At 52.1% G+C, this 18240-nt stretch carries 15 protein-coding genes; 9 read left to right on the forward strand and 6 right to left on the reverse strand.

What is annotated here, in order from left to right:
• The first annotated feature begins 658 nt into the window (after positions 1-658).
• The 4 genes from ACXAH1_RS22035 to ACXAH1_RS22050 all read left to right on the forward strand — a co-directional run bounded on the left by ACXAH1_RS22035 (position 659) and on the right by ACXAH1_RS22050 (position 5059).
• Entirely contained in the window at positions 659-1411 is a 753-nt protein-coding gene (locus ACXAH1_RS22035) for a LytTR family DNA-binding domain-containing protein (protein WP_475199681.1), read from the forward strand.
• Positions 1412-1558: 147 nt separating this feature from the next.
• Entirely contained in the window at positions 1559-3526 is a 1968-nt protein-coding gene (locus ACXAH1_RS22040; RefSeq protein ID WP_475199683.1) for a TonB-dependent receptor, read from the forward strand.
• An 85-nt stretch (positions 3527-3611) separates the two neighbouring features.
• Complete coding sequence (locus ACXAH1_RS22045; RefSeq protein ID WP_475199687.1) at positions 3612-4511, forward strand: retropepsin-like aspartic protease; 900 nt, start codon at positions 3612-3614, stop codon at positions 4509-4511.
• A gap of 74 nt (positions 4512-4585) precedes the next feature.
• Positions 4586-5059 (forward strand): aminoacyl-tRNA deacylase, encoded by a 474-nt coding sequence (locus ACXAH1_RS22050; RefSeq protein WP_253049287.1) that lies wholly within the window; start codon positions 4586-4588, stop codon positions 5057-5059.
• A gap of 44 nt (positions 5060-5103) precedes the next feature.
• Here ACXAH1_RS22050 and ACXAH1_RS22055 read toward each other — a convergent pair whose 3' ends face one another.
• The gene (locus ACXAH1_RS22055; protein WP_138552233.1) at positions 5104-5409 is read right to left on the reverse strand and encodes a DUF6482 family protein; all 306 of its coding nucleotides are present in this window, start codon (positions 5407-5409) and stop codon (positions 5104-5106) included.
• Between the two features lie 172 nt (positions 5410-5581).
• Between ACXAH1_RS22055 and ACXAH1_RS22060 the strand changes: the two genes are divergently transcribed.
• From ACXAH1_RS22060 to ACXAH1_RS22075, 4 genes are read left to right on the forward strand one after another with little or no spacing between them, the layout of a single operon-like run.
• Positions 5582-6853: a LysM peptidoglycan-binding domain-containing protein gene (locus tag ACXAH1_RS22060; protein ID WP_475199689.1), complete on the forward strand. Its 1272-nt coding sequence runs from the start codon at positions 5582-5584 to the stop codon at positions 6851-6853.
• 24 nt (positions 6854-6877) lie between these two features.
• Positions 6878-7669, forward strand: coding sequence for a hypothetical protein (locus ACXAH1_RS22065; RefSeq protein WP_475199691.1), 792 nt, complete (start codon positions 6878-6880; stop codon positions 7667-7669).
• A gap of 4 nt (positions 7670-7673) precedes the next feature.
• A complete protein-coding gene (locus ACXAH1_RS22070; RefSeq protein WP_475199693.1) occupies positions 7674-8327 on the forward strand; it encodes a glycoside hydrolase family protein in 654 nt (217 codons plus the stop codon).
• The gene (locus tag ACXAH1_RS22075; protein ID WP_475199695.1) at positions 8318-9385 is read left to right on the forward strand and encodes a helix-turn-helix domain-containing protein; all 1068 of its coding nucleotides are present in this window, start codon (positions 8318-8320) and stop codon (positions 9383-9385) included. Before ACXAH1_RS22070 ends, ACXAH1_RS22075 begins: the two co-directional genes overlap by 10 nt.
• On the opposite strand, the gene thpR is transcribed toward ACXAH1_RS22075, so the two are convergent.
• Positions 9352-9873: an RNA 2',3'-cyclic phosphodiesterase gene (thpR, locus tag ACXAH1_RS22080; RefSeq protein WP_253049298.1), complete on the reverse strand. Its 522-nt coding sequence runs from the start codon at positions 9871-9873 to the stop codon at positions 9352-9354. The genes ACXAH1_RS22075 and thpR overlap by 34 nt on opposite strands.
• Positions 9874-10254: 381 nt before the next feature.
• Here thpR and ACXAH1_RS22085 point away from each other — a divergent pair, with 381 nt between their 5' ends.
• Positions 10255-11559 carry a serine hydrolase domain-containing protein gene (locus tag ACXAH1_RS22085; RefSeq protein ID WP_475199697.1) on the forward strand — a complete coding sequence of 435 codons (1305 nt, stop codon included), beginning with the start codon at positions 10255-10257 and terminating at the stop codon, positions 11557-11559.
• On the opposite strand, the gene ACXAH1_RS22090 is transcribed toward ACXAH1_RS22085, so the two are convergent.
• From ACXAH1_RS22090 to ACXAH1_RS22105, 4 genes are all read right to left on the reverse strand, one after another.
• Positions 11493-13259, reverse strand: coding sequence for a S41 family peptidase (locus ACXAH1_RS22090; RefSeq protein WP_475199698.1), 1767 nt, complete (start codon positions 13257-13259; stop codon positions 11493-11495). The genes ACXAH1_RS22085 and ACXAH1_RS22090 overlap by 67 nt on opposite strands.
• 94 nt (positions 13260-13353) lie before the next feature.
• Positions 13354-14412, reverse strand: coding sequence for a helix-turn-helix domain-containing protein (locus tag ACXAH1_RS22095; protein WP_475199701.1), 1059 nt, complete (start codon positions 14410-14412; stop codon positions 13354-13356).
• Between the two features lie 41 nt (positions 14413-14453).
• On the reverse strand, positions 14454-14963 hold the full coding sequence (locus tag ACXAH1_RS22100) for a hypothetical protein (protein WP_253049330.1): 510 nt from the start codon (positions 14961-14963) through the stop codon (positions 14454-14456).
• A gap of 128 nt (positions 14964-15091) precedes the next feature.
• Positions 15092-18238 carry a lantibiotic dehydratase gene (locus ACXAH1_RS22105; protein ID WP_475199702.1) on the reverse strand — a complete coding sequence of 1049 codons (3147 nt, stop codon included), beginning with the start codon at positions 18236-18238 and terminating at the stop codon, positions 15092-15094.
• Positions 18239-18240: the final 2 nt, after the last annotated feature.

Below are 18240 nucleotides of genomic sequence, written 5' to 3' on the forward strand. Positions count from 1 at the left end.
ATGCGGGATCTACTCGCCTTCGGCTTCGTGGCTGTTTTTTGGCACCTGACGGCGCTTTTATGGTTCCCGGCTCGGGGGCCGGGATGACGGAAGAAGGAGCTGGGTGACGAAGGGAGAACAGGCATAAACTGGCATCCTCCACTCGTCATCCTGCACTTGATGCGGGATCTACTCGCCTTCGGCTTCGTGGCTGTTTTTTGGCACCTGACGGCGCTTTTATGGTTCCCGGCTCGGGGGCCGGGATGACGGAGGATAGGGCCGAGATGACAGAGGATAGAGCCGGGATGACGGAGGAAGGAGCTGGATGACGAAGGGAGAACAGGCATAAACTGGCATCCTCCACTCGTCATCCCGCACTTGATGCGGGATCTACTCGCCTTCGGCTTCGTGGCTGTTTTTGGCACCTGACGGCGCTTTTATGGTTCCCGGCTCGGGGGCCGGGATGACGGAGGGAGAAGCTGGATGACGGAGGGAGAAGCTGGATGACGGAAGGAGAAGCTGGACAGCGAAGGAGAGAGGCGAAATTGCGAAGGAAAGAGGTGGAGGCGGGATATCGGGGTGTATGTTTATGACGCTTGAGTGATAGCAGAATTGTTTGGCTTCACATCCGTTAGCAGAATGCTAAAATACGCCGGTGTATCAAATATGGGGAAGTGTGGTGTCGGCTCGGATCAGACAAGAATGGCTGCTGTCGTTGTGCGGGTGGACGCTGGTGATTGCCTTTCTGACCCTTATAGACCTTTTGCATGACTGGTCGGTGCCCGAAGAGGAGCGCCTCAATAATCCACTTTGGTGGGCGGGGCAGGAATGGGGCCTGTGGTATTTACTGTCTCCTGCGGTTTTTCGTGCCCTTTCCCGGCTTGAACCTGCGCCTAAGGTGAACGTGACCCATTACCTCACGCTCATGAGTGGTGCCTATTGCTGTACCATGCTGCTGCAGGCGGTGTTCGACCTGGTGGCACTGGACGACCCTATTGCTTATACCTTGTATTATTTTGCGCCGGCACACCTGCTGGTGCTGTTTGTGATCACCATTTTATGGCATACCCAGTTACGCGTCATTGCCGAGCCAAATCACGAGCATCCGGTGCTGTGGGCAGATCAGGGGAAAGACAAAGCCCCGGTCCCTTTTGATGACATTACCCATGTTACTGCCGCCAGCAATTATATGGAGATCCATACCAGTACCCGGCAATACCTTAAGCGCGGCACCTTAAAAGAGCTGATGGCTCAGCTGCCACCTCAGTTTATCCGTACTCATCGCTCTCATGTGGTCAACCTGTACGCCATTGACAGGATCCAGAATAAACCTTCTGGCAGTGCCACGATTCAGCTGAAAAGCGGCGCTCAGATTGCCCTGAGCAAGGGCTACAAGCAGGAAGTGAAAACCCAGCTGGCGCAAAGTGTCTAAATTCGCGCCAGTCTGTTCGTCCCACCTCCATCGGGACCAGTAAACAACCCAGGTTCATTCGTCCCAGTCAGCCACATCTTACCCCTAAGCTTTTGTTTATCTTGATTTGAAACTCGTATCATAGGACAACTTTTCAAGGAGTGTTGTATGAATCGATTTAAACCTGCCTTACTGGCCTCATCGCTGTTTTGCGCTGTCGTCGCGCCGGTATACGCGCAGGATCAGGCCGATAGCGTGTTTAACGAAGCGGCCCTTGCCCAGTTCAGCGCCCAGCATGCACTGGATCTGCTAAATCAGCTACCCACCTTTGTGCTCACCGAAGGCAGTAATGAGCGCGGCCTCAGTGGTGCCAGCAGCAATGTGCTGATCGATGGCGTAGTCCCGTTATCCAAATCCGACTCAATTGAAACCCTGCTGCGCCAACTGCCGATGAGCCAGATAGCCGGGCTGGAGTTATATACCGGCCAGCATCCGTTCAGCCAGCTCAGTGAGTACACGCAGATCGTCAACATCCGGCTCAAAGATCAGGGCACCTCATTAGACTGGCGTGCCGAGCTGCACTCTCAACACAGCGACCATGAACTGAGTGAAGCGATGGTGAGTATGCAAACTCGCCATGCTGACTGGCATCATAGCGCCAGCGTAAAGTGGGTAAACAACCATGCCTACTCATCAGGCGAACTGATGCAATACACCGATGTACAATCAGATCAGGTTGCCAATTCCGAACGAGAGCATTTTGCTGAGCGTGAGCAAGGCGTGCAGCTGGCGCTGATCAGCAGAACCCCGCTGCACAATGGCACCCTGCAACTCAATGCATCGGCACAGCAAACCGACTGGCTGACTCGTTATCGCTGGACTCCTGCTCTGCCTGCGCCGGTCAATGGCACCAAAGACATAGAACAGGTAGACGAGTATGAACTGGGCTTTGACTGGCAAAGACAAACTGCCACAGACTGGCAAATGCAACTGACAGGCCTTGCCAGACGGGAGCAGTCCGACTTGTCTATACAAGAGTGGCTAGGCCAATCGGCGGCACAAACTACCTTTGAGCAACGCGAACACGCCCGCGAACAGGTGCTCAGGCTGGCGTATAGTGATCCATCACATGATTTGCAGCCGAGTATCGGCATAGAAGGGAGCTACAACTCAGTCAGTGCCGACACCAGGCATGCAGACGAGGCCGAAAACAGCAAGGTCACTGAAACACGGTTTGAGCCTTTTGTGGCCGCCAGCTGGCAAGTGGCGCCACAGTGGCAGCTGTCGGGTAAGCTTGCGCTGGAGCAGGCCACCCTGAAATCCGGCCACAACGGCGCGCAATCACAGCAGCATCGGCTGTTAAAGCCGCAGCTCAAACTGGGCTATGACCTGAGTGCTGACTCACAACTGACTTTCAGCGCCCTGCACCAGGTTGAACAGCTGGACTTTGGGCTGTTTCAAAGCTCTCAAAGCAGCGGCTTTGCGCGCACACAAAATGGCAGCACACAGTTAAAGCCCATGCAGTACACTGAGCTGATGCTCACCTGGCAATATGCCCGGGCCGACTGGTTTGAGTTTACGCTAAGCCCGTTTTATCAGTGGCAGCAAGATATCCACGAATATCAGGTGCAAAGTAATGGCAATGGCGCCATCGTCAACGCAGGAAGGGCCCGTTATTTTGGCCTGGATACCGAGTGGAGTATTAATACCCGCTTTTTGCTCAGTGACAGCCGAGTTGAGCTGAGTTATGCCTGGCGGGATGCGCGCTATGCAGATCCGCTGAGCGGTCCCCGTCCCATCACGGAATTAACACCGCACGAGTTAACCATAGGGTTTCGACGTGATCAGGCCCGCTTATCCTGGGGTTTCGAAGCGTTTCTGCCTACCCGTTTTCGCGAGTATTATCATGACGAAATACTGACTGAGCGGGCCAACACTGAGCTCAGTGCCTTTATGCAGACTCAGATTGGCGGCGGATTATCGCTCACCGTGGAGCTGGATACCCTCAATAACGCCCGCTATCAGTATCATCGTGCTATTTATGAAACAGACAGAAGCAGCTCCTTGCAAAGCCGGGAGCAGTTATCTGAATCGATAAAGCCGAAGCTGTCTATCATATTGAGCGGCAACCTATGATAAAAACAGTTAATACAACAGGTTAAACTTATGTTAAAGTTCCGTCGACAGGCAATGGTGCCTGCTTACACGGAGTGTTTAATCTATGATGAAACTTGTATTGCTGAGTTTGTCAGCTTTGATCAGCTTCACAGCTGGTGCGGGCGCAACGGCCTGGTTGTCGCTCAATATCGAAAATGGCCACGCCAAGGTACCCGCAAAAGTGGCGGGTATTGAGGGCATGGCAATTTTGGACACAGGCGCACACATCAATGGCATTAATCAGCACTTTATTAATCACAATAATTTGGAATTTGCACATCGCGGGCACGTTGATATTGAGGGCATGCATGGGCAACAACGCCAAAAGCTCTATGCCAATATAGAAACAGAAGTGTTCGGCATTAAGTCCAGCATGAATGGGCTCGCGGCGGCCACGCTTGGCCATCACACCAATGCCTTATTACTGGGTGCAGGCTTCTTCAGCCAGTCAGTGGTACAGCTCGACTACCCTAACCAACGTGTTCGTATGCTCACGCGTGACGCCATCAATGTCGGTAAGCACGAGAATATTAAAACATACGCACATTTAGGCACAGGCATGCCAATTGTGGAGGTCGAGATCGCAGGAAAACCAATCTGGCTGCTGCTGGATACTGGGTACACGGGCGGTATCCTGATCTCTCGTCGTCTGGCAGAGGGGCTGGACCTGGTAACACCGGATGCAAAACACGTTACGTCTGCCGGGGTTAATGAGTTTGCCGTCATGCGCGAAACACAGCTTGCAGAAATGCGGCTGGGACCGTTTACCCTGGCCAATGTCGCCATTGCTTATCCCGACGAAGGACATCGTATTAAAACGCTCACTCAGTACCAGCATACCTCCAGCAAGATTAGAGGCCGAAAAGTCAGAGGCGTGATCGGTTACGACGCCCTCAAGCATTTTGTACTCACGCTGGATTATGCCAAAGGTGATCTGCACCTCAGCGTACCCGAGAAGTTATAAGCCGATATTTCCTGCCTATTCGGACCTGCTCGTCTATACTTAACGATCACAGTAAGTAAACACGAGGAGGTCCCATGACTCATCGTATCAGTGCCTACTTAGACACACACCTCATTCCGTACCGCGTTATCGAGCACGTCGAAAGTCAGTCCTCATTCGCTTCCGCTTATCTCAGCCAGATCCCATTGCCACAACTGGCAAAAGCAGTGATGCTGGAAGACCACGAAAGCAAGCGCCTGATGGCAGTGCTGCCCGCAAATTACAAAATCAGCCTGAGCAGCCTGAACGACGCACTTAAACGGCGCTTTCATCTGATGAAAGAGCGTCAGGTATATCGATTGTTTTCTGATTGCAGCCCCGGGGCTGTGCCACCCATCGCCAACGCTTATCACCTGGACACAGTCTTTGATGATTTGCTCCTCAACCAGCCGCATGTCTATATCGAGTCGGGCGACCACCGCCATTTACTGCAGCTGGCTCAGACGGATTTTCGGCAACTGATGGAAGATGCCAAGCATTTGCGTTTTAGTCACGAGACATTTCATTAACTGCGGGTGCTCTGTGTGCCTTGCACTATCGGCAAGGCACGCACTTAAAGAGATGCTTTATTCAACGGCATCACAAACCGGCAGTGTCCGTCGCTGACATTGCCTATCATCTCATCGTAGGCTGTTTCCATATCAAAGGTGGCTTGTGTGGCACCCAGCTCAGCCAATACCAGCTCGGCTTCGCGCAATGAATTGTAGGTCAGGGTTTTACCCTGGCGGTCGGTCAGTAAATGATAATTACCTAATGGGTCGAGCCCACCGGCGAGATAATGGTTTGAATCCGCATAGCTCAGGATAACTGCATCCATATGGTCCTGATCAAGCTCGTTTTTCAGTTCGGAACGTAACATAAAAGCCCCCTGACGGTACTCAAGTAAGCACAGCGCAGTGCCCTGCTTAACATTGCAAGTTTAGCTCAATTTACGTACAGATTGGAGCAAACGATCAACCCTGTCCGACAAGAGTGGCAAAATTCCCCAACTTATATACAATCAAAACAAATAAGAATAAGCCGAAAACCAGATGCCAGCCAGAAAGTTGCCTTTGCTGATGATGCTGTTATTGCTCACTGGGTGTAATACCACGCCCCAGGACAGCACATCAGACGATGCGGGTGTAACCACCCGAAGTACTCCACCCCAGCACACCTATGTCGCAGACCAACCTTTGCCTGCACTGCCAACCCCGCATACCAGTGATGATGTCTGGCAACGTATTCGCATGCAGCTGAGTTTTGCCAGCTCAACACACCCCAGAGTGCTGAAACGTGTGAACTGGTACCTGCAACATCCAAATTATATGCACACCATCAGCAACAGGGCCGAGCCTTACTTGTATTATCTGGTGAGCGAAGTGGAACGTCGTGGTCTGCCCATAGAGCTGGCACTGATGCCGCTGATTGAAAGTGACTTCAACGCGCAGGCTTACTCCGAAAAACACGCATCGGGCTTGTGGCAACTGACGCCTTTAATAGCCAAACACTATGGTGTCACTATCAACCCCTGGTTTGACGGACGCCAGGACTTGATCCAATCCACCGGCGCTGCGCTCGATTTTTTAACCTATTTGCATCAACGCTTCGACGGTGACTGGTATCACGCCATTGCGGCTTATAATACCGGCGAAGGCCGTGTTGCCACAGCCATTGCGAATAATCGCAAAGCGGGTAAATCAACCGATTTTTTCGCACTGAAGCTGCCAAGGCAAACCCGACACTATGTCCCCAAATTGCTGGCCGCCGCGGCGTTACTAAAGCAACAGCGTATGCACTTTCCGGCCATAGACAACCAACCCGCTTTTATCCAGCTGACAATGGACCAGGCCGTGATCTTGCCCAATACAAATGACTGGGCTGAGCTGGCGGTTCTGAACCCGGGTTTTCGCCGTTTTCCGGTGTTACTGAGCGGCCCGGGCCATCTGCTGGTTCCCCGGGACAGAGAGCAGGAGTGGCTGCAGGCAGCAGCGCAGTTTCAGGCACTGCCAGATACACGCTGGCAGCAAGTGACTGTGCGCCGAGGTGATAGCCTCAGCCGGATCGCCCGGCAACATGGCATCACGGTCAGCGAGCTGCGCCAGTTCAATCAGCTGAGCAGTAACCTGATCCGAATTGGTCAGACATTGTTGTTGCCATCGCGCTCAGAAAAGCTCGACTACGTGGTAAAACGCGGAGACAGCTTGTGGCGTATTGCCCGACAGTTTGGCGTCTCAGTCAAAGATTTAAAACGCTGGAACCAGCGCGACAACAATCAGCTCAGGCTGGGTGAAACCCTCGCCATTCATCTCACGGCCCCATAAAACAATACCAACAGGACTTGCCGTATGACACAACAGGACACCACATTACCCGACATCGATGACAGTCACGAGCACCCGCCCGGACATGAAATTGACAGGCCAGAGCCTGCCCCTCACGTCAAACCAAAGCGGTTGTTTCGACCTCTACAGCTGAAGCTGTCACGCTCTAAAATGAACACAGTGCTGGCTTTGTGCGCGATGCTGATCTCGGCGGCATCTTTCTATGCCACATATATGCAGGCAAAAGCCGCTCAGGAACAAGTTGCCGCGGCAGAACGCCAACTTGAGGCCGAAACCTGGCCCTGGCTGCAGTTCAATTACAGTAACTTCGACTTGGAGTCCGAGCGTCCCCGGATCACCATTGGCATCCTCAATTCAGGTACCGGTCCCGCTCTGATTGAGTGGGTGGAATACCACTACCGTGGCCAGGTTTACGACTCGATCATCGCGCTGTTCGATGCCTGCTGCAATATCAGCGCCTATCGCGAAGCCCTTGAGAATGCGCAGCAAGACGACAACGAGGTCAATGTGCTGGCCAAGTTTGGCTGGTACATTACCAGTCGTGCTGAGCACTCACTGCTCGCCGATGGTGCCTCCTTACCCCTATTCACCATGCAAAAAAGCAATTTTAATAACCGTCTGTGGGATAAGATAGACAGTATGGCTGAGCGGGTTGAGGTCTATACTTGTTATTGTTCGCTGCTGAAGCAATGTTATATTTCTACGGTGGATTCGCATGTGTCGCCGGTGTCTGACTGCACCTCGGGCAGGCAAACGCTCACGCAACACAACGACCCACCTGATCCGGAGCATTAACTGTGTGCTAAAACGTATTTTCTCTCACGCTGTTTCGCCCTCGCCGGCTGTCAGGCACATATGCCACTTTGAAGGGGTGATCGACCATCTTTATCTCGATACCCGAGGCAATCCAACCATAGGCGTCGGTTTTCATGTCAGCAGTAAAGAGGCGTTTACCCGCCTGAGCTTGAGAGACAAGCGTACTAATAAGCCGGCCAGCCGAGCGCAAAAGCAGCAGGAATACAACACCCTGACACGCCTGCCTGCGGGTAAAACTGCCCGCTGGTATGCCGAGCACTGCTCCTTGCACCTGCCACACAGCGAAAGTATGCGTTTGCTGCAGCAACAGATCAGCAATTTTGAGCAGGAGCTTGCGCGCCTGATCTGCCCCGCCAATGGCTATACCCGGCCGTATAACAAGCTGCCTTCCAGTGCTCGGCTCGCATTGCTGGATCTGGCTTATAACCTGGGCATCACCAATCTGAGTAGTCACTGGCCAAAACTCCAGACAGCCCTAAAACGCGAAGACTGGCAGCAGGCGGCAAACGAATGCGCCCGCAAACACGTCAGTAAAGCCCGCAATCAGGCCACCTCTGCACTGTTTATGCAAGCGTCAAAAAGTGACAACCTGATAGCACGGCTGCTGAGGCGGTTTTGGAGTAAATTGTGGCGCTAATCACCCTGGCAGATCTGTTGTTTCGCTTTAGTGCCCTCGGGTTACTCCTTGCCCTGGTGCTGTTTAACTGGCCCCGCCTGACTCACTTTGAGCGCCTGCTGGCGGTTGCCCTGGCCACCAGCCTGACGTTTTTTCTGCTACTCACTCAGCCTTTGCCTGAGTGGCGCTTTAACCCATTACGCAACCTGTTTCTTGCAGGTACAGAACTGCTGCCGCTGGTGTTGTGCGCCTGTGCCTGGTATCTGATCAGGCTGCGTGTGCCGCACTGGCTGACGCTTCACTGGGGCCGCTGGCTACTGGGGTGTGCTGTTGTAGTCAGTAGCTGTGTGTTTGTGATCTACGGAAGTAATACACACTGGCATACATTCATGCATGTATTTTCAGCCTTAGCTATGTGTGCCGCCTTATACTATTGTCTGGCAAATTTTAATGATGATCTGGTACATAGCCGACGTCGTCTGCGGCTGATCCTGGCCACGTTTGCCCTGCTACACTGCCTGGTGCTGGTCGGGTTTGAGCTCAGTGCCAGTCTTATTCGGCGGGATCCCATTTACCTGCTGGCCAATGCGGTGTTTGTTTTTTGTCTGTTGTTACTGCTCACCGGATTGTCCCGGCCTGCCGTAAGAGACAACGGCAACCCCAGTCAGGCCACCCAACAAACACTGCCGGTGCCTGCCCACTGGCTAACCACTTATGAGGCTTTGCAATCCCTGCTGGCACAGGGCATTTATCGTGAGCCCGAGCTCACCATTGGCAAGCTGGCCGAGCACCTTGATATACCGGCTCATCAGCTGCGCGCCCTGATCAACCAGCAGCTCGGTTTCAAAAACTTCTCACATTTCATCAATCAGTATCGACTGGCGTATGCCGCCGAACAATTGTGCGACCTGGCGCATGCGCGCACCGCTATTCTGAGCATCGCTTATGATGCCGGGTTTAACTCTATTGGTCCGTTTAACCGCGCCTTTAAACAAGTTTACACCCTGACGCCCGGTGATTACCGCAAGCAACACCTGAGTGGTGTTCAGACCAGGTCAAAAGATTGCACGGGTTCATAAATGAGCCCACGGCTGTCGCATCGGTAAGAGTGATAGAGGTGAAACTGCGTCACCGAAAGGGTAAACGGCGTAATGGATGAGCGTACCTCAGGTTCGCCTTTGTGCCCTCTCAGCAGAGTAATATGAGGGGCAAAAGGTAATCGGTCACAATGCAAACCCTGTGCGGCCCCCATGTCACGTAATGGCTCTGCAAGTGCACTTAACTCCGGAGGTTCGGGCTCCGGACGTAAAAAGAAAATCCCATTACCCGACCAGTAACCGGTATGTGCAAAGTTCAGCGTAAAGGCGGGCACTTTAAGCTGGCGGGCAAACGCCACCATGTCTGCTTCCTGTGACGCTTCTACCTGACCAAGAAAAGCCAGTGTCAGGTGCCAATTCTCCATTTTAGTCGGTGCTTTACGGGCACGCACCTCAGTGCGTAACCAGGCATCAATATGTGCCTGGCTGTGTTCATTCATCCCAATGCCAAAAAATAAGCGCTTTGCCATAACTCACTCCCGCTGCAGATACGCTGAGTATATCGCGCCACGCACGTATTTTCCCGCCAGAACAGTATAGGACGACCAGGCTAGTGAGCCCGGGCGTAGCGGCGCTCAAGTAACAGGGCCAGTAAACCTGCAACAAACAGCACGATACCGATAAACTGCATCCAGGCATACGCAGGAATATTACGCCATACCAGCCTCAGACAAGATTAACCTGCTGCAAAACAGGTCGTTTTGTTGCCCACATGGCCTGACCGGACCCACCTGTTTAGCCACTGATTTAGTCACCTTTTCAGAATCGGCTAGTATTTTTCACTTTAGACAAGATTTAAAAGCTTAACTCTCAGATAGTTAAGTCAGTTTATAGAGAATTAAGGATCGCCAATGAAACGCCTGTTCAGTCTGCTGACATTACTGCTCATAATCACGCTGGCCTATTTGGGCTGGCCCGTCTATCAGTTTTATGCCTTCAACCTGGAAAAAGTGCCGGTACTGGCCAGCGCAGATCCGCTCCCAGGGGGTCCTTTGCCACACCAGTCGCGTCATTCACCACTACTCAGTGCATTCAACGCTCAGGCCAGTGACATTCTCCATACCACCAGAGCCACCAGCAAGGCGCCCGGCATTTCCGCGGCCATTGCACATCACGGCAAAATCGTATGGCAGGGCACGCTCGGCTATGCCGACATCGCAACAAAAACTGCGCTCACACCGGAACATCAGTTTCGCATTGGCAGCACTTCTAAAGCCGTAACCGCCACGCTGATGGCAAAACTGATGCAGGCGCAAAACTTCAACCTGGATACACCGCTGAAAGACAGCATGACACCACTGCCCAATCCTGCATGGCAGGATATTACCCCGCGCCAGCTGGCATCACACAGCGCCGGTTTGCCTCATTATAAAGGCAATCAGGATTTAATCGGGCTGTACCATTCCCTCAGCCTGAATACCCAGTTTGATCGGGTGCTGGATGCCGTTGCACAGTTTGATGAAGGGCCGCTGCGCACCAAGCCGGGCGATGCATTTTATTACTCCAGCTATGGTACTGTGCTGCTGAGTGCGGTCCTGGCGCAGCATGCTCAGCGCCCCTATCTCGACTTGCTCCAGCAGCACGTACTCACGCCGCTGGGCATGAGCCAAAGTGGCGCAGAGTCACAGGCCGACAAGCTGGTCACTTTTTATTTCAATCGTCGGGGGCAGGACGCCCATTACATTCCCTGGCGCACGGTTAACCTCAGCCATCGTCTGGCAGGAGGTGGCCTTGTCAGCACACCCAGTGATCTGGTACGGCTCGGTAGCGGTTATCTGGATACCCGTTATTTGCATACTGATGTGCGCGAGCAAGTCTGGACACCACAGCGGCTCAATCATGGCGAGGTCAACCCGCAAAACTATGCACTGGGATGGCGTCGCCATGAGTACCAGCATAACGACAAGTCCGTGTTTACTTACTATCACCATGGCGGCGTATCTCGGGGTTCTCAGAGCATGCTGATTGTCGTGCCAAAATACCAGCTCAGTGTCGCAGTGAACATCAACAGTAAAACCAAACCCTTTTGGATCTTCGGCGAAGCTGCACTTAAGCTGGCACATGCTTATGTGCAGCAGACAGAACAAGCTCAGCGTGATCCGCTGGACAGTAAGGTCAGCGCCGCATCCAGCACCGCATCTGTACCGGCAAAGTAGTCCTTTGCCGTCAGGGCCACCGGCAGGTCCGGCGCCAGCCACACCCGGCTGTCTTCTGCCGCTCCTTGTTGGTGAAACTGAGATGAAATCACCCCAATCTGGCCACTGTAGGGCAAGGTGAACCAACCCGCCTCACCGATGGCGTTGGGCCGGGTGCCCGAAGGCTCGCCAACCACTATGGCGCTGGTCAGTTTGCTGATCCCCATCAGTAGATCATGGCCAGCCGAAAAAGTATTTCGCCCTGTCAGGATCATCAGCTTACCGTCTGGTACCAAGGCCTCAAACAAAACCGCGGTGGCTATGGTACTGGGCAGCAAGAAGCCATTCCCGCCACTGTTATCACGCAGATCCAAAATAAAGTGCTTCGCCTGCCCGGCCAGCAGGGTTTCACGCAACTGCTGATTAAAAGCATCCAGCGACACATCCTTGCGCTCACGTACAGCATTAAAGTTCACATAAAGTGCCTTGTGTTCAGGCAGCAATTTGGACCAGTAAGGCTCTGACTGTGGGTGCTGGCGCGGCAATTTAGGAAAACCATTAAACTGCATAGCACGCGGCGTCAGCGTTAGCTGCTGTGTTTGCAGATCATCACCCCGGATAGTCACAACGACTTCATGGCTATGTTCAATGATCCCCAGTCCCTGCAATACACTGGCAAGACTCAAATAGTAAGGTCCAAGCCACGCTTGCTGCATATTATTATCGCGAGGATTGACCACACCCGTTTTTTCCAACGCCTGTAAAGCCGGAGTGTTTCCTATTGATAAAACCTGCTTACCGATGAGATGCCGATAGTCGGAGTCGGCCGCCACAATAAACAACCCCTCCTCAAACAGATAAAACTGCACGGGTAACTGTTGAGTGTTACCCGCCTTACCCCAGGCCGGAACAATAAAATTGTGGCCATTTTCCAGCATGCCGAGCAGCTGCATCAGCTCAAACACAACCTGCTGATCGTTCAGGGCAGGAATGCGCTTGTCTATTTGTGCTACCTTGCGCTCAAAAGCCTGCTCACTCATACGGTGAAAGGCCGACACATGTAAACGTCTGATCTCCTCAGCCAGATAATGCAAATCATAGCGCCAGCGTGCATCTCTGTGCGCCTCAGATTCGGGCTCTGCGCCCACTAACTGACGAAAGTCATCATCCTGTGCAAACGCCACAAAATGCGGATTTGGCTTACGGCTAAACAGACTGCGACCCGTCAGTGCGGGTTTATCGTCCCAGCGTGCTTGCAGTGCCCGCTCCAGCCACAACATGGCATTGCGCTTGTCATTTAGCTCGCCATACAGCTCAGCCAGTGTCACCATCATGTCGTTGGGGTTATCATGCCATTTCGGCAAGCGCTGTAACCGCACGCCCAACTGTAATGCCCGCTTAAGTGGGGCAATGGCTGCCTGCCATTGCTGTTGCTGCCGATACCCCAGGCTCAGCAGGTACCAGGTAACGCCATCGTTTTGATAGTCTCTGGTCAGCTCGGTGGCCAATTTGACGACCGCAGGCCAGTCTTCGCTTTCAACCAGGGTAAAAAGCTGCGTTTTGCGGTGGTAATAACCAACCGGATCGCTTACCTGATTAGGCAACACTGGAATTTGATATGCATCGTTATGATGCCCGGGTGTACCACGCAACGGGGTTGCATGTGACTGCTGACAGCTCAAAATGATGAGTCCGAGTAGTCCAAGAATGGCTTTATACATTTGGTTCTCCTCCTAAGTTGAGAAACAATGTATTGAAAAAATTACTTTTATTCGTCCAGATTCCGGATTCTGAACGGCACAACGCGGTAGATAGTTAATTTAACTGCTGACTGAGCGTGGAACCCATGCGATAACGTGTCGGCGTCATCCCAGTGCGGGCCTTAAAGGCCTGATTAAAGGTCGACTTGGCATTAAAGCCATTGTTCATCGCAATATCGAGTACCGAAGTCTGGGCATAAGCCGGATCAACCAATTGCTTCTCAATCTGCTCAAGCCTTATTTCATTGATATAGTTAGAGAAGTTATTCCCAGATACCAAGTTGATGGCCCAGGAAACCTGCTTTACTCCCAGTGACAGCTGATCAGCAATATGCTGAATACTCAATCGCGGCTGACAAAACAACCCCAGCTCGCGAACCTGTGCATCCACCGACGCAAATATCGACTGCGCCAGCTGTTTGTCCTGCGTGGCCGCTTCGTACTGACTGAGCGCTTGGTACTGTGCCAGGCGATTGAATAACAGCGGCTGCTTTATGATGCCAATCAGCAACACAGACAAAATACCAAAGAAACCCACTTCATGGACAAAATACCAGTAGGCTTTCCAGGGCATTGGCGTCATGGGTTGCACATTCATGCGTACAAAATCCACAATACTCAGCACAGCATACACGCCGAGCAATCTGGTTAGCCAGGTCAGGTCTATCGTAGATGCGTCGGCGTGTACCTGACACACCGTATCGCGATAATCACGCAGCAGCTTTAAAGACGCAATCAGGTAGCACAACAGCATGATACTGCCCAGCGCGATGAGCGGCTGAACATAGTGGGTCAGGCTCAGCGACAACAGGGGTAACAGCAAATGTCGAGCAGACTTTACGCCGCCTGTTGATGCGCCAACCAAATTGCTGACACTCAAATACCAGACCGGCCCCATGGCCACGGTAAAAGCGGGTGTAATGACGTATCCAGCCAGTGTAACGCCGGCACTTTCAAATACATTGGCAAGACTGAGTAAGGCCTGGAAGACAAAAAATAGCACCAGGCAGCGACTGTGTGGATTTTGCCAGACGAGTATCGCGGCAAAGCACATCTGCCAGGCAAAAATCAGCTGAAACACGGTCAGCCCTGACATACTGAACGAGGTGAACACGTTTAACTCTTTATTGTTGTTATTATGGTTGGCTGCAGCGGCTATTTAAACTGCACCGTTTCATTACTGCGCACATAGGTACGCTGCTCCGGCTCTGTCCATTTTCCTTGCTTTAGATACTGAGTTGACACCTCAAAGCGATCGTCCTTAAAGCGGCTGATAGATTTCACCTGAGTGATGCCGTCTTTATTGCCGGTTACGTCCTCAAAAGCGACAAATTCGGTGGGGCTCAGCACCTCTATGGTGCCTTGGGTGTAAAATCCGGCGGTAGTGAAATAATAAAAAACCAGCGCGTTTTTGCTCTTATCCCAGAAAATCAGCGACTCGCCACCATACATACCCGCATTGATAGAGTGTAAAGTACGCACTGCGGTGCCATTGAGCGCCCGCTCCCAGCGACTGATATCCCGCATGGGCGGTTTGCCAGCGGGGACTGCAAAATCCGCCTGCCAGGTCCCCAAAAAAGGTTGAAATACGGCAAGTGCTTCAGCAAGCGGCGCTGATTTTTTATCGTCTGCCTGCACCTGCACATGCCACACGAGCAACACCATAAAACTAAGCCAAAGAGATACTGTTCGGGTCATAATGCCATCCTTCATTTTGTTTTTACTCAAGGGTAGCCAATGGACCCCAGAAACACAAAAAGCGCACCACAGGTGCGCTTTTCTTACTCGGTCACTTAGTCGGCTTTTTTATCTGCCGAGAAGTACTTACGACGGAGCATATCGTGAATAACCAGCTCCTGCTCGCGGCCATAGGCTTTGAACATACGGTTATTGTGCATGTGCAACAAAGATCCCATCAGCGTATCTTTGGTACAGTTGAGTTTGCCTTCGTCGAGCATCCGGTTCAGAACCCCAACTACAGGCTCTGCCGCCATGTACCATTGTGACAGGATCTCAAACAGCGCCTGTTGTGCTTCGTCGGCTTGCGCATCCGTTTGTTTGGTCAACAGTGCAAAGTCCTTGTCCAGTTGCGCTTCATAGTCACGGTAACGATTGCCCAACTGCTTACGCAAGACACTGGTTTCATTGAACTCTCTGCCAAAGCCATCACGTAACTGACTGACCAGCGTAAAGCGAGTGGCGGCATCGTATTCAAACAGGTCCAGTAATTTATGGGTCTGGGCCAGAGCCATACGCCAGCGCACGTCTTCACCGTATTCGTCCACCAGCGCACAGGTTTTTGCAATGAGCGCACTGTCGTACATAAACAGTGATTCAACCAGGGCCATCGACTCAGGACCACCATAGCGTTCAACTTCACGCTCATAGGTCATCAGTTCGACTTTGTGCAGCTCACCACTTTCCACTTTCGGGTCGAGTAACGCATTCAATTTTGGTAGCAGCTGACCACATAACAACCCGGGATCGCCATGGAAACGCAGGCGCAGGTGCCAGTCAGGATCACCATAACGAATGAAGAACCACTTGTCGTACAACTCGCCATTTTGCTCAATCAGCGGCAACAGCTCTTCGGTCAGCAATTGCTCGACCAGTGAGTTACCTGAATAAATCTTCAGACTCAGCCATTCTGAACCAGCACTAAAGCGACGCTTCAATGGCGCAGCCGTGATGTTCCCCAAAGGGTCATCACTGAAATGGCGATGCACATTCGCATGCTCATTGATAAATGGAATAATCACTTCGTTGCTATAATGATTGCCCTGTGCATCCACCACCCGCGACGGGTAATGATTGCTGAGCACTTCTTTGAGCTCGACCCGGCGATGACCTTTGGTTTCTGCAAGTAAGATTGCAAACATATCCGGGTTACGCAAGTCCAGCTGGAGGACATTATCAGCCATTGCAAAGCTGACTTGCGGGTCAAGCTGATAAGTCTCGAGTAACGTCTCCAGTTTAGCGCGATCAAACTGACCTTTTTTACTGATGGCTTCAAGTTCTGTTCGGTCAATGCGCCAGATTTTTTCACTCAGGATCAGGTTATCCAGCATCAGGCGCGGCACAAAGGTAGCTCGCTCCAGGCTGGCTGGCAGCTTAAATTGTGGTGGTCTGCCATCCTGATGCTGCAACATACATAAGAACTTATAGGCACTCAGGCTGCGTGCAGAGTAGTTATGAGCACTGGACAAACGCGGCACCACTTGCTTGTTCAGTCGTTTACTCCACAACTTCACTTTTTGTCCTTCAACCCAGACATACAGGTCGCTCAATGGGATCTGATACTCGTCATCCAGCGCGCTGTCGGCCAGGAAGACAATTTCGTACTGACGCAGATGTGGGCGTGCAATCACATTCCCCGGACGTCCCTCTGGCATGTGAACGACTTCAGCAAAAATCACGTCATCGCTGTGTGCCTGTTCAGACGCCAAATGCGCCACCACATTGTCTTTAAGTCCTTCATCCAGGTGACAAAAACGACCCAGCAGGTTGGCAGCAGACGGGCCGTAACAGCCATTGAATTTATAAACCGGGTTGCCGCGATCATCCTGATACAGGCTCACCATAGTCGCGAAAGAGAATGGGAACTTAGTAACCGCTTCTTTATTGGTAATTTTTTGCTTCAGCTCTTTACCACGCAACACGACACAGTCTTTGGTGCGGTTTTCAGGCTGACTCAGTGCATCCTCAACAATGCCGTCCAGTACGCTGATTTCAGGCGCCGTCTGTTGACTGCCACCGCTGCGTGCAAGGTTAAGACCCGCAACCAGAGGTGCCTCGTACCCGGTTTCTGTTGAAATGCCAATGCCGGATTCATCATCCAGAATTTTATCGAGCGGTACAAATTGCCCCTCAAAACGTGTATTAAACTTAGTCATAAACTGACTCAGTGAACTACCCTGCTCAGACACGCTCAGGCCAGCGATCAGCTCAAGCTGCTTTTGCAAACGCAAAACTTCCTGCCCTGACAACTGACAATCATTAAACTGACGGTAAATGTCGCTCTGGAACAGCTTATTTTCCTGCACCTTCACCGGCAGGCTTTGCAGGTGCTCCAGCAATTGTTTATATGGCTTAATTTCACCGGTTTTTTGGCTATCCAGAGTGTCTATCTGCGTCAGTGCCGTCGCCAGTTTATCAGCCGTATCCAGTTCTTTGATGGCAGTGATCGACTTCAGTAAAGCGCGATCCGGTGACTCACCGGTCAGTGGCAGCGGAATGTCTGCCAGCAGCACGCCTTCGTCAATCAGGTCCTGAATATAAGCTTCCACTTCTTCGAGTTCAGCTTCAGCATACTGCTCACGGAATTGCGCCACCAGGGCATTGAAGCTCTTACCATCACGGGCCGCTTCCAGCACAAAACGGAAATACTCGTCACTTTCTACCGCACTCAGACGATACTGCATCGTCTCTTCTGATAAATATGTCTCGATATATCGACACTGCTCGGCGATGAAGTAATGCGAGGTATTCGGTTTGTAGGTCAGTGTATCTGAGCGGGAAGCATGTTTGATAAAGTGCTCTTTCAGTGCGTTCAGATAGAACATATCGAGGCGAGTTTTGCGGTTGTCTTCGGCAAGATCCGCAACGCTCAGTTCAGTGCGATCTGTAATGCTACCCTGATGGATCCCGGAAAACAGGCCAAATGGCGTTGGCCGCGAGCACATACGTACCATATATTTAATCAGGGCATGTGCGACTTTTTTGCCCTGCTTAGAGTCTGGCTTAGTGCGCCACTGATCGATCCGCTCAAGTAATGACGGGCTCGCAAGGTAAATGGCTTCTTCAACGCCCGGCGTAGCTAGCCAGGCGGCCAGCAACACATTGGTGTCAGCATTTTCTTCGCCAAACTGAGCCAATTGCTCTAGCCCCAGACGGGGCGTACGAATTACAAAAAAATCTTCATTTTTTAGCTGTTTAGACATCA

It is taken from the genome of Pseudoalteromonas sp. AWH4_217 (assembly GCF_056161105.1).

Excerpts from the sequence above, each read along its gene's own strand:
- ACXAH1_RS22065 (WP_475199691.1), top strand. The coding sequence starts at position 6,878 with ATGACACAACAGGACACCACATTACCCGACATCGATGACAGTCACGAG.
- ACXAH1_RS22055 (WP_138552233.1), bottom strand. The coding sequence starts at position 5,409 with ATGTTACGTTCCGAACTGAAAAACGAGCTTGATCAGGACCATATGGAT.
- ACXAH1_RS22090 (WP_475199698.1), bottom strand. The coding sequence starts at position 13,259 with ATGTATAAAGCCATTCTTGGACTACTCGGACTCATCATTTTGAGCTGT.
- ACXAH1_RS22085 (WP_475199697.1), top strand. The coding sequence starts at position 10,255 with ATGAAACGCCTGTTCAGTCTGCTGACATTACTGCTCATAATCACGCTG.
- ACXAH1_RS22045 (WP_475199687.1), top strand. The coding sequence starts at position 3,612 with ATGATGAAACTTGTATTGCTGAGTTTGTCAGCTTTGATCAGCTTCACA.
- ACXAH1_RS22060 (WP_475199689.1), top strand. The coding sequence starts at position 5,582 with ATGCCAGCCAGAAAGTTGCCTTTGCTGATGATGCTGTTATTGCTCACT.
- ACXAH1_RS22105 (WP_475199702.1), bottom strand. The coding sequence starts at position 18,238 with ATGTCTAAACAGCTAAAAAATGAAGATTTTTTTGTAATTCGTACGCCC.
- ACXAH1_RS22040 (WP_475199683.1), top strand. The coding sequence starts at position 1,559 with ATGAATCGATTTAAACCTGCCTTACTGGCCTCATCGCTGTTTTGCGCT.
- ACXAH1_RS22100 (WP_253049330.1), bottom strand. The coding sequence starts at position 14,963 with ATGGTGTTGCTCGTGTGGCATGTGCAGGTGCAGGCAGACGATAAAAAA.
- thpR (WP_253049298.1), bottom strand. The coding sequence starts at position 9,873 with ATGGCAAAGCGCTTATTTTTTGGCATTGGGATGAATGAACACAGCCAG.
- ACXAH1_RS22050 (WP_253049287.1), top strand. The coding sequence starts at position 4,586 with ATGACTCATCGTATCAGTGCCTACTTAGACACACACCTCATTCCGTAC.